17 protein-coding genes are annotated in these 13,650 nt (G+C 43.0%); 3 read left to right on the top strand and 14 right to left on the bottom strand.

Going from position 1 to position 13,650, the window contains the following annotated elements; genetic code table 11:
* Together FTV11_RS02005 and thyA are read right to left on the bottom strand one after the other, a co-directional pair.
* A complete protein-coding gene (locus FTV11_RS02005) occupies positions 1-513 on the bottom strand; it encodes a dihydrofolate reductase (protein WP_180010197.1) in 513 nt (170 codons plus the stop codon).
* Positions 514-613: 100 nt separating this feature from the next.
* A complete protein-coding gene (gene thyA / locus FTV11_RS02000; protein ID WP_078189681.1) occupies positions 614-1,456 on the bottom strand; it encodes a thymidylate synthase in 843 nt (280 codons plus the stop codon).
* A 560-nt stretch (positions 1,457-2,016) separates the two neighbouring features.
* Here thyA and FTV11_RS01995 point away from each other — a divergent pair.
* Positions 2,017-2,529 carry a peptidoglycan amidohydrolase family protein gene (locus tag FTV11_RS01995; protein ID WP_078189680.1) on the top strand — a complete coding sequence of 171 codons (513 nt, stop codon included), beginning with the start codon at positions 2,017-2,019 and terminating at the stop codon, positions 2,527-2,529.
* A gap of 21 nt (positions 2,530-2,550) precedes the next feature.
* On the opposite strand, the gene FTV11_RS01990 is transcribed toward FTV11_RS01995, so the two are convergent.
* From FTV11_RS01990 to lgt, 3 genes are all read right to left on the bottom strand, one after another.
* Positions 2,551-2,919: a hypothetical protein gene (locus FTV11_RS01990; protein WP_180073295.1), complete on the bottom strand. Its 369-nt coding sequence runs from the start codon at positions 2,917-2,919 to the stop codon at positions 2,551-2,553.
* Positions 2,920-3,312, bottom strand: coding sequence for a hypothetical protein (locus tag FTV11_RS01985; RefSeq protein WP_180004560.1), 393 nt, complete (start codon positions 3,310-3,312; stop codon positions 2,920-2,922).
* Between the two features lie 156 nt (positions 3,313-3,468).
* Entirely contained in the window at positions 3,469-4,281 is an 813-nt protein-coding gene (lgt, locus tag FTV11_RS01980) for a prolipoprotein diacylglyceryl transferase (protein ID WP_180073294.1), read from the bottom strand.
* Positions 4,282-4,374: 93 nt separating this feature from the next.
* Between lgt and FTV11_RS01975 the strand changes: the two genes are divergently transcribed.
* Positions 4,375-5,154 carry an NRDE family protein gene (locus tag FTV11_RS01975; protein ID WP_180073293.1) on the top strand — a complete coding sequence of 260 codons (780 nt, stop codon included), beginning with the start codon at positions 4,375-4,377 and terminating at the stop codon, positions 5,152-5,154.
* Positions 5,155-5,194: 40 nt separating this feature from the next.
* Here FTV11_RS01975 and FTV11_RS01970 read toward each other — a convergent pair whose 3' ends face one another.
* The 4 genes from FTV11_RS01970 to tatA all read right to left on the bottom strand — a co-directional run bounded on the left by FTV11_RS01970 (position 5,195) and on the right by tatA (position 9,109).
* Positions 5,195-7,411, bottom strand: a complete 2,217-nt coding sequence (locus tag FTV11_RS01970; RefSeq protein WP_180073292.1) for a PhoX family phosphatase — start codon at positions 7,409-7,411, stop codon at positions 5,195-5,197.
* 220 nt (positions 7,412-7,631) lie between these two features.
* Positions 7,632-8,402, bottom strand: coding sequence for a twin-arginine translocase subunit TatC (gene tatC, locus FTV11_RS01965; protein ID WP_180026020.1), 771 nt, complete (start codon positions 8,400-8,402; stop codon positions 7,632-7,634).
* Complete coding sequence (gene tatB, locus FTV11_RS17255) at positions 8,399-8,875, bottom strand: Sec-independent protein translocase protein TatB (protein ID WP_180026019.1); 477 nt, start codon at positions 8,873-8,875, stop codon at positions 8,399-8,401. The genes tatC and tatB overlap by 4 nt, the downstream gene beginning before the upstream one ends.
* Positions 8,876-8,887: 12 nt before the next feature.
* Positions 8,888-9,109, bottom strand: coding sequence for a Sec-independent protein translocase subunit TatA (tatA, locus tag FTV11_RS01955; protein ID WP_078189673.1), 222 nt, complete (start codon positions 9,107-9,109; stop codon positions 8,888-8,890).
* Between the two features lie 141 nt (positions 9,110-9,250).
* On the opposite strand from tatA, the gene FTV11_RS01950 reads away from it, so the two are divergent.
* A complete protein-coding gene (locus tag FTV11_RS01950) occupies positions 9,251-10,132 on the top strand; it encodes a permease (protein WP_180026018.1) in 882 nt (293 codons plus the stop codon).
* Between the two features lie 36 nt (positions 10,133-10,168).
* On the opposite strand, the gene FTV11_RS01945 is transcribed toward FTV11_RS01950, so the two are convergent.
* From FTV11_RS01945 to FTV11_RS01925, 5 genes are all read right to left on the bottom strand, one after another.
* Positions 10,169-10,462, bottom strand: coding sequence for a hypothetical protein (locus tag FTV11_RS01945; RefSeq protein ID WP_180026017.1), 294 nt, complete (start codon positions 10,460-10,462; stop codon positions 10,169-10,171).
* 65 nt (positions 10,463-10,527) lie between these two features.
* Positions 10,528-11,151, bottom strand: a complete 624-nt coding sequence (gene rdgB, locus FTV11_RS01940; RefSeq protein ID WP_180026016.1) for an RdgB/HAM1 family non-canonical purine NTP pyrophosphatase — start codon at positions 11,149-11,151, stop codon at positions 10,528-10,530.
* A 103-nt stretch (positions 11,152-11,254) separates the two neighbouring features.
* Complete coding sequence (locus tag FTV11_RS01935) at positions 11,255-11,845, bottom strand: tetratricopeptide repeat protein (RefSeq protein ID WP_078189669.1); 591 nt, start codon at positions 11,843-11,845, stop codon at positions 11,255-11,257.
* Positions 11,842-12,435 carry a methionine biosynthesis protein MetW gene (gene metW / locus FTV11_RS01930; RefSeq protein ID WP_067763682.1) on the bottom strand — a complete coding sequence of 198 codons (594 nt, stop codon included), beginning with the start codon at positions 12,433-12,435 and terminating at the stop codon, positions 11,842-11,844. Before metW ends, FTV11_RS01935 begins: the two co-directional genes overlap by 4 nt.
* The gene (locus tag FTV11_RS01925) at positions 12,435-13,595 is read right to left on the bottom strand and encodes a homoserine O-acetyltransferase (RefSeq protein ID WP_168377871.1); all 1,161 of its coding nucleotides are present in this window, start codon (positions 13,593-13,595) and stop codon (positions 12,435-12,437) included. Before FTV11_RS01925 ends, metW begins: the two co-directional genes overlap by 1 nt.
* Positions 13,596-13,650: the final 55 nt, after the last annotated feature.

Genomic DNA, 13,650 nt, shown 5'->3' with positions numbered 1-13,650 from the left:
TTATTTTCGGTAAGTTGCGAACTCAAAAGCAATCCCAGTTTTGTCGTCGATATGTTGTTCTGACGCCACTTTTTGAAAGTCCGCAGGAATTTCAGGATAATGCGCATCACCTTGAACATCCAGTTCAACATGCGTGAGTTCTAAACGGTCTGCGATCCCGATGGTTTGCTTAAAAATTTCACCACCACCAATAATAAACAAACTCGTTGGTTTTTCTGAACTCGCGACATCAGCAACAGCTTGCGTTAACGCCTCGTCGATACTATATGCGACTTTGGTGCCTTCAAATGACCAAGTGTTATCTCGTGTAATTACCCAATTGACACGCTTCGGAAGGGTACGTCCCATAGACTCTAAGGTTTTGCGTCCCATGACCACTACACCGCCTTGAGTGATGGCTTTAAAGTGCTGTAAATCGGCAGATATATGCCACGGCAAATCATTACCTTTACCAATGCAGCGCTGCTGATCCATAGCGACAACGTGCACGATTTCTAAATTTTGAAATGCCATAGTTTGAACTCAAATAGCCGAAATATTTGCCGTCTATTAGAATGCAAAATCCCGCTTGAGGTAAAGCGGGATTTTGCTTTTCACTTGGGATTTCTAAAAATTAAACCGCAACAGGGGCTTTAATCGCAGGATGTGATTCATAACCTACGATTTCAATATCTTCAAATTTAAAATCGAAAAGATCGGTAATTTCAGGATTGAGTTTTAATTGGCACAGACCCATTGGTTCACGGGTCAATTGCAACTGCGCTTGTTCGAAATGGTTGGCATATAAATGTGTATCCCCACCGGTCCAAACGAAGTCGCCTACACCTAGACCACAAACTTGCGCAATCATGTGTGTTAACAGGGCATAGCTGGCAATGTTAAACGGCACACCCAAAAAAACGTCAGCACTGCGTTGATATAATTGGCAAGATAATTTTCCGTTTTGAACAAAAAATTGAAACAAGGTATGGCATGGTGGCAATGCAACATTACCGGCCTCATTTGGATTCCAACCCGACACGATTAGACGACGTGAGTTAGGATTGGTTTTGATTTCATTGACCAACCATTTAATTTGGTCAAAACCATCTTGTTCATATAGGCCATCGGCTTTTTTGGTTGCACCGAAATTACGCCATTGATGACCGTAAACAGGACCTAATTCTCCGGCAGGACGACCGAAGCGTGCAGTTTGTTCTGCTGTAGACCATTCATCCCAAATCGAGACTTTATTGTCTTGCAAATATTGAACATTGGTATCGCCTTTAAGGAACCACAACAGTTCAATCACGATAGAGCGGAAATGAACTTTCTTGGTGGTGAGTAAAGGGAAACCTTGAGAAAGATCGAAGCGCATTTGATGACCAAATACAGAACGTGTTCCCGTACCCGTACGGTCGCCCTTGTCGCCGCCGTTGTCGAGAATGTGTTGTAAAAGGTCTAAATACTGGCGCATGTCTCTCTCATAATTTGCTAAATTTCTTGTGGCACATATTAGCTTGTTTTGCGTGTGGAAGGAACTGTGATGGGCGCTTGAATATAGTCAGGTTTAAAAAATCCAAAACATACGGTGTTTATTGGGTGATGACCAAATTTTGCAGGCAACAAGCGCTGAGTTGCCTGAGCTGAAGACGTCTATTTATAACAACTACATCAAGTGTTAACGAGACAATATGTCTGTTAAATCAAGCATGAGCTTAGGAAACTTAAGCTCTATTTTTTACATATTGAGAGATGCTTCTTTCGCAGTGTTGAAAAAAATACAGATAAGTTTGATTAAAAAATAAACGTGATTTTTCTCATTATGAAGAGGTGATATTGAACAACTATTTTTGATTAAGAGTTTGATATAAAAAATAAATCTATTTGAATTAAAAATAGACGGTCGTATTTAAATGTGAAGATTTGTTTAAGAAATCTTACATTTTTTACATGAAAAAACATGATTTACGCGGTACTATCACCCTCGTTAAAATTTTTGAATGCCTAAATATAGGCGGGAGTGTGGGTTAAAGAATGGCTTATGATCACAATGTAAACTTGAGTGAAGTGCATGCTCCAGTTCAGGCAAATATCATAATTCGTTCTCAGGCGAGTAAAAATACGGGCAAGTCCAATACCACTCAAAAAGCAGCGACTAAAAATGTGGTATCCCGCAATGGTCAGCGTATCGATATCGATCGTTTGACTGGATTTTTACAAGGCATTACCCGCCAAAGCAGTACTCAGAAATGTGCCCGCAGTGTTCGTTTAGCACTTGAGTCCGCAGGGGCACGTTTTAACGGTCACCCCGTTGCCGCAGCAGATTGGGGCAGCACATTACAAAAAATTGGTTATCAAAAAATTAATTTAGCGTTTGATCGACCAAAGAAAGGCGATATTTATATTATCGACCGCAATCAAAGTAGCCGTTATGGTCATATCGCAGCATATTCAGGTAAGGATTGGGTGTCTGATTATCGTCAAGCGGGTTATGCGGTCTATCGAACTCCAAATGTGAAATACAGCTATTACCGCTTAGCGGATTAACAGCCCATGGCTGCAAAAAGGTTAGTCTTCAAACCTTTTTGCACGCTGACTGTAGATCGAGACGATAAATAATCCAATTGCCGCAAAGCCCATACATTGCAGCGCTAAAATCCAGCGTTGCTCATTGGGTAGAAAATAAATTAAGCACACTAAACATAAAATTGGCAAACTAGCCAAACCGCATTTTAATGACGGAGACAGTGTTTTTAGTTTGTCTTGTCTGAGCTTATAAAGCAGATCAATCATCAAACCAATGGCTAAACTTATGCCCGCAAAGCGGGGATCAAGTTGTTTTTGTTCAGCGCATAGAAAAATAAGCACACAGGTACTGATACAAATGAAGAGCTTGATTTGTCGGTTACAGCGCTCAGAGTACCAAAACGTCAGCATTTAAACTTTACCTTGGGGTGAAGTTTTCTCGTTTTTATTCAGTAGAGAAATCGGGGAGAGCAGGCAGATCGCCAAAGCCATAAAGCCAATGCCTTGAGCACCCGGAATCAAAATTTCACCCTTATTCATGTTGATAAAAACCAATGCTAACAGCAGTGCAATCGGTATCCAGGTCAATAAACGATAGAGCAAACCTGTTGGGTTTTTTGCTGCAAAATGAATCTTGCAATAACGACAAATCAGGAAAATGACGCCTGTACCCATGAACATTAGAATGGCTTGAAGTGTTAGGGGTTCCATCCAATACAGAACACTGGTCAGTACGACCATCGCAATAAAAAACAAGATTTTTTTAAGTACAGAAACGCTGGGGTTAAACCAAAATTCAAGCATGGATCGATAGTTTAAAAATAAGCTGAATAAACTTTAGCACAGATCAGTTGTCTAATTCAGTCACTTCATGTGCAGTAAATACGTATGAAGGGATAAATTTCAGCGCATAAAAAAGCGAGGCTTAGACCTCGCTTGCTTAAAGACAATTATAAAATATTAATGATTTTTTTGTGGACCCCAGTCATAGATTTTTTTCTGGTAGGCATACCACATCATCCATAGTCCAATCAGAATCATCGGAACTGTCAGGAACTGACCTTTACTCATCCATCCAATGAACAGTTGACCATTGTCCGGCTCACGGAAGAATTCAACGGTGAAGCGTGCAATACCATATCCGATGAGGAACAAGGCTGAAACGGCATAACGTGGACGAGGTTTTGAACTAAACCACCACAGCACGATAAACAGAATTAAACCTTCACAGAGTGCTTGATAGAGCTGCGACGGATGGCGCACCAACTGAAGTGGATCGGTTGGGAAGATCATACCGAAAACAAAATTAGGGTCAGTCACTGCACGGCCATATAGTTCGCCACCAATAAAGTTACCAATACGACCAAACATCAAGCCTGTCGGAACGCAGGGTGCAATAAAGTCGAGGGTTTGAAACCAGGTCATTTTATATTTTTTGCACCACAGTAACATGGCAATCATGACCCCAAGGAAACCGCCATGGAAGCTCATGCCACCTGTCCAAACTTGGAACAGCCAAAGTGGGTTGGCAAGGAATTGATCGAAACCATAAAAGAAGACATAGCCAAAGCGTCCACCAATCACGACACCTAATGCACCGTAGAAAATCAGGTCAGAGACCATTTCTGCGTTCCAGCCGTCACGTTGTTTTGCACGGTAGGTTGCCAAGCCCCATGCAAATAAAAAGGCCAATAAATACATCAGACCATACCAGTGGACTTGTAGTGGCCCCAGTGATATCGCCACAGGGTCGATATTTGGATATGTCAGCATTGCTGTTCCTTGTCATTATGTTTTGCACAGATTTTAGCTGAATGTGCTGAAAAATGTTGTACATTCAATGTGTAAAGATATTGAGAGTTGAATATGTGCATTGTGGCTTTTGCTTGGCAGGTCTTGGATGACATGCCACTCTGCCTGATTTCGAATCGTGATGAGTTTTATCATCGACCGACGACAGGCCTAAAGCAATGGGTAGATAGTCCGATTATTGCAGGGCAGGACTTACAGTCTGGTGGAACATGGATGGGGATAACAGCTCAAGGGCGTTGGGCGATTGTGACCAATTTTCGTGATGGTCGTGATCAGACCGCATATTCCACTTCACGTGGTGCTTTGATTCAGCAATTTTTAGAATCTGAGCAAACGCCCATTCGGTTTGCGCAAGCACTGGAACAAATCCAATGTAATTATGCTGGCTTTAATTTATTCGTTGGCGATGCCACTCAAGCCGTTTATATGAGTAATCGCGGTGAAGCGCCACAAGTCTTAGCCAAAGGGGTGTATGTCACATCTAATGGTTTAATGACTGAACATTGGGAAAAGACCCGACATTTACGTAAACGTTTCACGCAAGAATTTTTGCCGATGCTACAAAGCCAGCAACCACAGGCGGACATAGACGCTGCTGCGTGGGATATTTTGGAAGATGAACGTAAAATCATTCCATCATTGTTACCCAATACTGGGATTCAGGCGGAAATGGAACATTTGTTGTCTTCAACCTTTATTCAAAGTCCAGTGTATGGCACCCGCTGTTCAAATTTATTATGTATCCGGGATTCACAGTGGCATTGGCAGGAAAAACAGCAGCAGGGTGAGCAACAAGGACAGATCACCCAGATAGAAGTGCATTTAAAGCCATAAAAAAAGCCGACGATTCGTCGGCTTTTTTTTTAGAGATGTCTTATGCGGTTTTTTGCGTTGGCTGAGCTTGTTCTACCGCTTCGCCAGCAATCACACCACCATCTTTACGGGTGATGACTACGGTCGCTGAGCGAGGACGTGAAGTCGCTGCTGCATTGGTTTGTGATGCAGGCCAGTGGCTGGTCGGTTCAGAATAGGATGCTGAATCTTCACCGGGATGTTGCACATTGATAAAAATCGCTTTGTAGTCAGGTGTCATCGTCACACCTGTGATTTCACACTCTTTTGGTCCAGTCAGGAAGCGACGTAAGTTTTCATCATTCAGCTTTGCCCCCACAATGGTTTCTTGACCCGATGAGGTCGTAGCTTTTGTGCCATCACCGACTTGACCTGGAAGTGCAGCAAGCATCATACAGTTGGTGGTATCGGTATAAGCACCGTCATCGGTTTGAATCCATAACACACCACGTGGGTCGAACCACATCCCATCAGGTGATGACAAGTCATTATTGTCATTTAGACCAGATAAGTTAATGTTGCTCGCCATTTTTGCTTCAGCACCAAACAGGTAAATATCCCAAGTAAAGCTGAGTGCTGTGGTTGTATCACCATCTTCACGGAAACGGATAATATGACCGTTGACATTGCCTTTACCACCTTCAGGGTCGGTGTAGTTACGAGGGTTGGCAGCATCTAGTGCATGCGTCGTACCACGGTTCGAGTTATTGGTGAGGGTCACATAGACTTCACCATTGTCTGGATGCACAGCGACCCATTCAGGGCGGTCCATTTTGGTAGCACCGACAGCATCTGCGGCAAGACGTGCGAAGGTCAGAACATCTGCTTGTGAGCTAAACGGATACACGCTGTTGCTTTGGTTTAAACCATTGACGTTATAGCTCAATTCAATCCATTGACCTTTGCCATCATTGTTAAATTTGGCAACGTATAACTTACCGTTGTTCATGTATTTGTCGCCCGCGGCATAGCCACCGTTGACATCTTTTTTATTCCATTTTTGGTCTGATACAAATTTATAGATGTATTCACCGCGCGAGTCATCGCCCATGTAAAACGCAAGGTTGTCATCTTCACGTAAGCGACTTGCACGGCAGTCTTCATGTGCAAAGCGACCCAGTGCTGTACGTTTTACTGGGTTTTCACGGCGGTCAAATGGGTCGATTTCGACAATCCAACCAAAGGTGTTTGGACCATTACGATAATCTTCTGCTGCCTGAGTACCGGTAACATTCGCTGACCAACGGTCATATAAATCTTGTGACTCATTACTTCCAATCGCCGTTTCCCAACCATAGCGTGAGTTTGCACCCGCTTTTAGGCCATAACGGTTGAGTGCCACAATTTCAGCAGGACTACGTTTGGCATCATCGTCTTTTGCACGAGCGAAGTAACCAATGAAGTTTTCTTCTGTTGTCAGGTAAGTGCCCCAAGGGGTATAGCCATTACCGCAGTTGTTGTGTGTACCACGGGTTTGCTGGCTATTGGTTGAAAATTTCGTGCAAACTAAGCTTGAGCCTGCTACAGGGCCTTTAAAGTCCATTACGGTCGATGCGGTAATACGACGGTTAAATGGAGAATTTTGTACCAGTTTAACGGCTTGAGTCTTGCTGTCTTTTTCAATTTGAATCACAGAAACACCGTGTGCATTGACTTCACGGATGACTTCATCTTCAGGGCGACGACCATCCACTTTGGTTGGGCCTTGTGGGTGTAAGAAGGTTGGATTGATGTATTCATGGTTCATCACCAACAAACCTTGGTCAGACTGCTTGGCATCATAACGTCCAGAGGTGGTATTTAAACCAAAGAAGCTCATACCGTCATGGCAGTCACCAGAGCGGAATTGGAAGCTCGGGCCAGAAGGAACATTGTTATCATCCCACGCTGGGTATGCAGGGTTAATCGAGTCACCCATCGCATATAGCACATGCGCTTGATAGCCTTCAGGAACAGTCACAATATCGTCTAAATTTTTTTTCACCGGTGTGAAATTGAACTTGGTCGGTTTTTGATTTGGATCAGTGACAGGTGGTTTGGTATTGCTATTTGAACCTGAGTCATTGTCATCATTACACCCCGTTAATGAAGATGCCAATGCAAGTGCGACGGCACCACTCGCAGTCTTGGTAATCAAGCTACGACGGCTGATGCGCTGTTCTAAAATGTCACGAAAATGAAGGTTATCCGAAGTGTTGTTATCAAGTTCTTGATCTTCGTTATATGGCATGTTTGTCATGAATTTAAATCCTGGCAAAGGTGTGCTGGGTAAAAGTTGATCACATAAAACTATAGATAAAATATGACAATGCTTTGAAGCTAATGTTGCAAACTGATGAAATAGGCGTTTAGATTTCGCTGCATGAAAATTGCAAAACATTAAATGGGCGCATAAAAAAAGAGGCTATCTCAGCCTCTTAGGTGTAAAACTCACCAAAATTGTCGAAACATCAGTTTGTTTAAGTTACAGATGTACGTCGTTTTTCAATCAGCTTGCCAAAGAACAAACCCAGCTCAAAGAGCATCCACATGGGAATGGCCAGCATGATCATCGAAAGCGCATCGGGTGGCGTGGCAAACATGGCGACAAAAAAACAGCCGACGATAATAAAACGACGCTTCTCCACCAAGGTTTGAGTAGACACCACTCCGATCAAAATCAAAATTAGCGTGATGATGGGAATTTCAAAGGTCAGCCCAAACACCAAAAAAAGCTTTAAGCAGAAACTTAAATAACTATTGATATCCGTCATCGGGGCGACTGTTTCAGGGGAAACACTCATAAAAAAATGTAGGATGGAGGGCAGAGCAACCCAATAGGCAAAGGCAATTCCGACATAGAAGAGGACGATACTGCCGAATAATAAGGGCATCGCCAAATGCCGCTCTTTTTCATACAGTGCAGGTTTGATGAAGGCCCAAAGTTGATAAATCACGAAAGGCATCGCGAGCATAAGCGCGACAAAGAAATTCAACTTGAACGGCGCCATAAAGGTGGCGGTCACATCCGTTGCGATCATGGATGAGGTCATCGGCAACTGCGCACGCAGAGGCTCTGACATCAATTGATAGCTTTGATTGGCAAAGGGCAATAAACAAAAGAACAGAATCAAAATGAGCCCTGTAATTTTGATCAAATGCCGACGCAAAATCACCAAATGTTTGGTGATCGGCATTTCTTCCAAATCAGGCACAGTGTTCTGTGAATTATTCAGTGAAAGATCTGTCATACGGCCACCTGATATTCTGCTAATGCTTCGGTCGAGCTTAATGCAGCAGATTGATCTGTTTTAATTTCGTGCTTTATTTTCATTTGGGGTGTAACCATGGCAAAGATCGTGCTCTGACCACGTTCGATGTATTGATAACGTGGGGATAAATTTTTATTGTCAGGTAGGACTGCTTCTTGTTGTTTTTGCGCAGTCTGTTCTATGGGATGTTGCGTTTGTTGCAATTCATTCATCTGCGCCTGCATATGCGCTTCGAGCTGTTGAATACGTTGCATTTCTTTTTGCATTTCTTCACGAAGTTCGGACATGCGAAGTTCACGGTCAATATCTGTTTGCACGTTACTGATCAGTCGTTTAACTTTCCCGTACCATTTGCCTGCAAAGCGGATACCTTCAGGCAGTTTTTCCGGGCCGAGTACGATCAGCGCAATAATGCTGAACACCAGTAATTCGCTAATACCAATATTAAGCATTATGACAACTCCTTAGCTTTGAACTGAGGAATTGGTTTTATTTTGAGCTTCATGCTCTAGCGTGCGAGGCTCATTAAGCTGTGTATTTGCTGCGTCTTCATCACGCATCGACTTTTTGAAATCTTTGACCGCGCCGCCGACATCTTTGCCCAAGTTTTTTAGCTTAGAGGTACCAAAGAGTAAAATCACCACAATTGCAAAAATCAGTACATGCCAAATCGATAGTCCAGCCATCTTGTTATCCTCTTGTTGGTCTGCACAACATTTCAGCAGTTGTAGATGACAGTGAAGTGACCAAGATGTTGCAGTTTAAAGACAGCCGCGAAGCTTATGTTCAGTGTTACTATGCATAGATTGAGCAGTGAGGGTGGTGTAGTGGCGTTTCTTCTTCCGATATTGGGTTTTTTAAGTGGTCTCGGATTGGCATCATTATCAGGAACATCATCGCTCAAATCGATTTTCTCTAGCTTACTTGCACGCTGTTTTATTCCAGCCGTGATCATCTACAACATGGTGTTCTATCAAGCAGGCAGTTTAGCACTCATGCTTTTTAGCTTTAGTGTTGCCGTGCTGATGTTTTATTTATTTCGCTGGCTGTTAAAAGATAGTTTACGTGCCTTGTGTGTCAGTTATTTGAACTTGGCTTGGCTGGGTTTTCCTTTTGCCTTAGCACTGTTCGGCCCTGAAATAAGTGCAGCGATGGTGGCTTTGTATGTCGGTGGCTCTATCTTTGGCAATATGTGGGCCGTGACAGCCGTCAGTTCAGCCCAACTCCCATGGTCGAGCGTGATTCAAAAAGTGGCGATGTCACCCCCTGTATTTGCCTTGATGATTGCAGGTGTCTGTCGAATAGTTGGACTGCAGCATTTAGAAGAACATCAGATCTTAGATTGGCTCTATCAAGCTGCAAAAATAGGAATGAGTTTCACAGGGATGTGCGTCTTAGGCATGTGGCTGCGCCAAACTAAGATACAGTGGCGTGATCTGATTAACAGTAGTCGTATTTATGCGATGAAACTCACCGTTGGCGCGGTGATCTGTAGTTTGAGTTATGCCTTTCTTCCGATTCCCCAGATCGAGAAATATATTGGGGTGATGTTCATGCTGTTCTGCTTACCCCCTGCAGCGAATATTGTGGCTTTAGAAACGCATTATCAAGGAACAGGCACTTCGGCACGTTATATTGCTTCAGGCACGATTATGAGCTGTATCGTCGTCAGTTTTTATGGGTTAATTTTGCATCTTTTTTCGCTTTAAAATGAAAAGTGAATTATAGATGCCAGCAAAGGGTGACTACTTGAGCTGTTTGCGAATCTGCCAATCACGCACGAGGGCATATATCATCGCGATACCTATCAGCCCTGGAAATCCAACCTGACCTTGCGACAGATTAAGCATGATCGACAGTATGATCAACACTGCAAAAATAGCGTAAGTGGTACGAAAGCCTGAGGTGAGCGGGTAGGTCAGTTGCGCCTGGCAATGAGGGCAGCTTAATTTTTGAAAACCAAGAAAAGAGCGTGTCGGGATTTCAGTTGAAGTGTGATGGCAAGTGTTACATATGATCTGTATCGGTTGAAGTGCCATAATTATTCTATTTTTATTCAGGGATTGGAGTTAATCTTTGGCATTGAGATTAACTCCAATGCAAATTATTTCAAACTTGCTTTAAATAATTTCATCGCCTGACCACGATGGCTGATTTTATTTTTTTCTTCTTTTGATAATTCAGCACTAGAAACGTTTAGTTCAGGCAGCCAAAACAGTGGGTCATAGCCAAAGCCATTTTCACCGCGTGCTGCTTCCATCACTTCACCGCGCCAAATCCCTTGGAAAATTTGTGGGAGTGGGTCTTCTGCATGTTGGACCAAAGCCAAGACACATACAAACATCCCTTCGATGGCTTCACTCTCTTTACGGAGTGGTTTGAGGTCAGCAAGCAACTTGGCATTGTTAGCGGCATCATTGCCATGTTCACCTGCATAGCGCGCAGAGTAAATCCCTGGTGCGCCACCGAGTACAGGAACGCAAATGCCAGAATCATCTGCAATGGCTGGCTTGCCTGAAATTTTCGATGCGTGACGCGCTTTGATAATGGCATTTTCAACAAAGCTTAGACCGTCTTCGATGGCATCTTCAATGTTCAACTGACCTTGTGGAATCACTTCAACAGGAAGATTAAGCTCGGCAAACATTTTTTCAAATTCTGCAATTTTGCCTTTGTTATTACTTGCAAGCACCAAAGTGCCTTGAGATAACCAATCAGTTGAAGCCATGTGAATATTCACCATAAAACAAGATTTGAGGCTATTTTAACAAGATGCTGTGGCTGACAGGCAATAAAAAAGCACCCGAAGGTGCTTTTTAAGATTCAAAAACTTATTGTGCTTGAATCCATTTGTCCGCACGGTCACGTGCTTGACGGATTTGGTCTTGGCTTAAGTTCGCTGCTAAAGCGGTTTTTTTGCCTTCAGACAAGCTAATCACTTTGTTGTCGAGCATGCCATCACGGGTAGAAAGCTCATACCATTGGTATGCACCCATGTAGTTTTTCTTTTGCTCTTCCATCATGGCTAAGTTAAAGCTTGCGCGGTTATCACCACGGCTGGCTGCTTTTTCGAAATATTGACGAGCAAGCGCTTCATCTTTTTTAGTCCCAATGCCATCAGCGAGCATACGACCCACATTGAGCTGAGCTGCAGATAAACCTTGATCGGCAGCAGCTTTGTACCATGCAAAAGCTTGACGTTCATCTTTTGCAACGTCTTTACCTTGTTGATATTTAGTGCCTAAGTAAAACTGAGCACCAGGCTGACCTGCTTTAGCAGCTTTACTTAAGCTGTGAATATCCATAATTGAATATTGTGCAGCTTGGCTAGAAACTGAAGATGATGGAGCAACATAATCCGCATGGGCTTGTATGCTAAAAAGTCCAATCAGTAGCGTCGTGCTTAATAATAATTTTTTCATAGAGCGCTCACTCGATAAATTGCGACTTCACCAAATAGATTTGGGAGACGTTTACTCAGTAAACTATCTTGTTGATCCCCATTCACGGCAAGTCGGTTAATAATCCGGATGTTATTTTCAGCACACAGCGCTTCAAAATCACGGAAAGTACATAAATGAATATTGGGCGTGTTATACCACATATAGGGTAACGCGTCTGAAACAGGCATCATTCCTTTTAATGCAAGGAAAGAACGAGTCTTCCAATGTGCAAAGTTTGGAAAGGTGATAATGGCCTGTTTCCCCACACGCACCATGTCTCTTAAAAGAACGTCTGGTGCATCTACAGCTTGCAAGGCTTGTGCCATAACCACATAGTCAAAAGACTGGTCGGCAAAGCGACTTAAACCTAAGTTCAAGTCCTGTTGGATGATATTTAACCCGCGACTGACCGCAATTGCAATCTTTTCTTGATCAATTTCTAAGCCATATGCACGAATATTGTGCTTTTTGCTCATATGTGCAAGCAGTTCACCGTCACCACACCCTAAATCGAGTACGCTTGAATCTGGTTTAATCCAACGTTCAGCCAGTTGATGATCAATACGCATTAGTTGGTCTCCTTCGGTGTTTCTTGCAGGTGTTTTACACCGCCTAGGAATGCACGTAAGCTTTTCACATATAACGGAATCGGGAACAAGAAAGAGTCATGACCTTGTTCAGCATCAATATCCACATAGCTCACAGGCTTATGATTACTAATTAATGCATCTACAATTTCTTGCGAACGAGCAGGGGTAAAACGCCAGTCCGTTGTAAATGAAACAACTAAAAATTGACACTTGGTTTTAGACATCGCGGTTTTTAATGATTGCTCATATTCACGTGATGGATCGAAATAATCTAAAGCCTTGGTCATGATCAAATAGGTATTGGCATCAAAGTTACGGCTAAATTGCTCACCTTGATAACGCAAATAACTTTCGACTTGGAATTCGACGTCAAAGCCATACATAAATTTACCTGACTTTAAGTCACGGCCAAATTTTTGTTTCATGGCTTCTTCAGAGAGGTAAGTGATATGACCCACCATACGGGCCAAGATCAAACCACGCTTAGGATAACTATCATTTTCTAAATAACGACCATCATGAAAATCTGGGTCAGACAAAATAGACTGACGCGCCACTTCGTTAAAGGCAATGTTTTGCGCAGACAGTTTTGGTGTGCTGGCAATAATCACGCACTTTTGTAAACGATCTGGATAGTCCACAGACCATTGTAAAGCTTGCATACCACCTAAAGAGCCGCCAATCACCGCATACCACTGCTGAATCTCTAAACGATCAGACAACATGGCTTGGGTTTTGACCCAGTCACGGACAGTCACTAATGGAAAATCAGGACCATAAGGGCGATTGTCATTTTCAGGATTTGGAGAGGTCGGTCCAGTAGAACCGCTACAGCCGCCAATATTATTTAGTGCTACGACAAAGAATTTTGACGTATCAATAGCTTTGCCTGGTCCAATACATGCGTCCCACCAACCCGGTTTACGGTCATCTTCATGATGATAACCTGCTGCATGATGATGGCCTGACAGTGCATGACAAATCAAAATTGCATTAGATTTGTCTGCATTCAGTTCGCCATAAGTTTCAACCATGAGCTCAAAACGTGGGAGTATGCGATCGCATTCGAGCTCTAACGGCTCTTCAAAAATAAACTTTTGTGGGGTAACTAAGCCCACTGAGTCAGCTGGAAAAGACACAGGAATAATTCGCCTTAAATCTTTAGTATGAATAATAAAAGGATACCACTTGAGG

Source organism: Acinetobacter sp. YH12231, assembly GCF_013417755.1.
Classification (GTDB): Bacteria; Pseudomonadota; Gammaproteobacteria; order Pseudomonadales; family Moraxellaceae; genus Acinetobacter; species Acinetobacter amyesii.
This window is presented reverse-complemented; position numbering and strand designations above follow the sequence as displayed.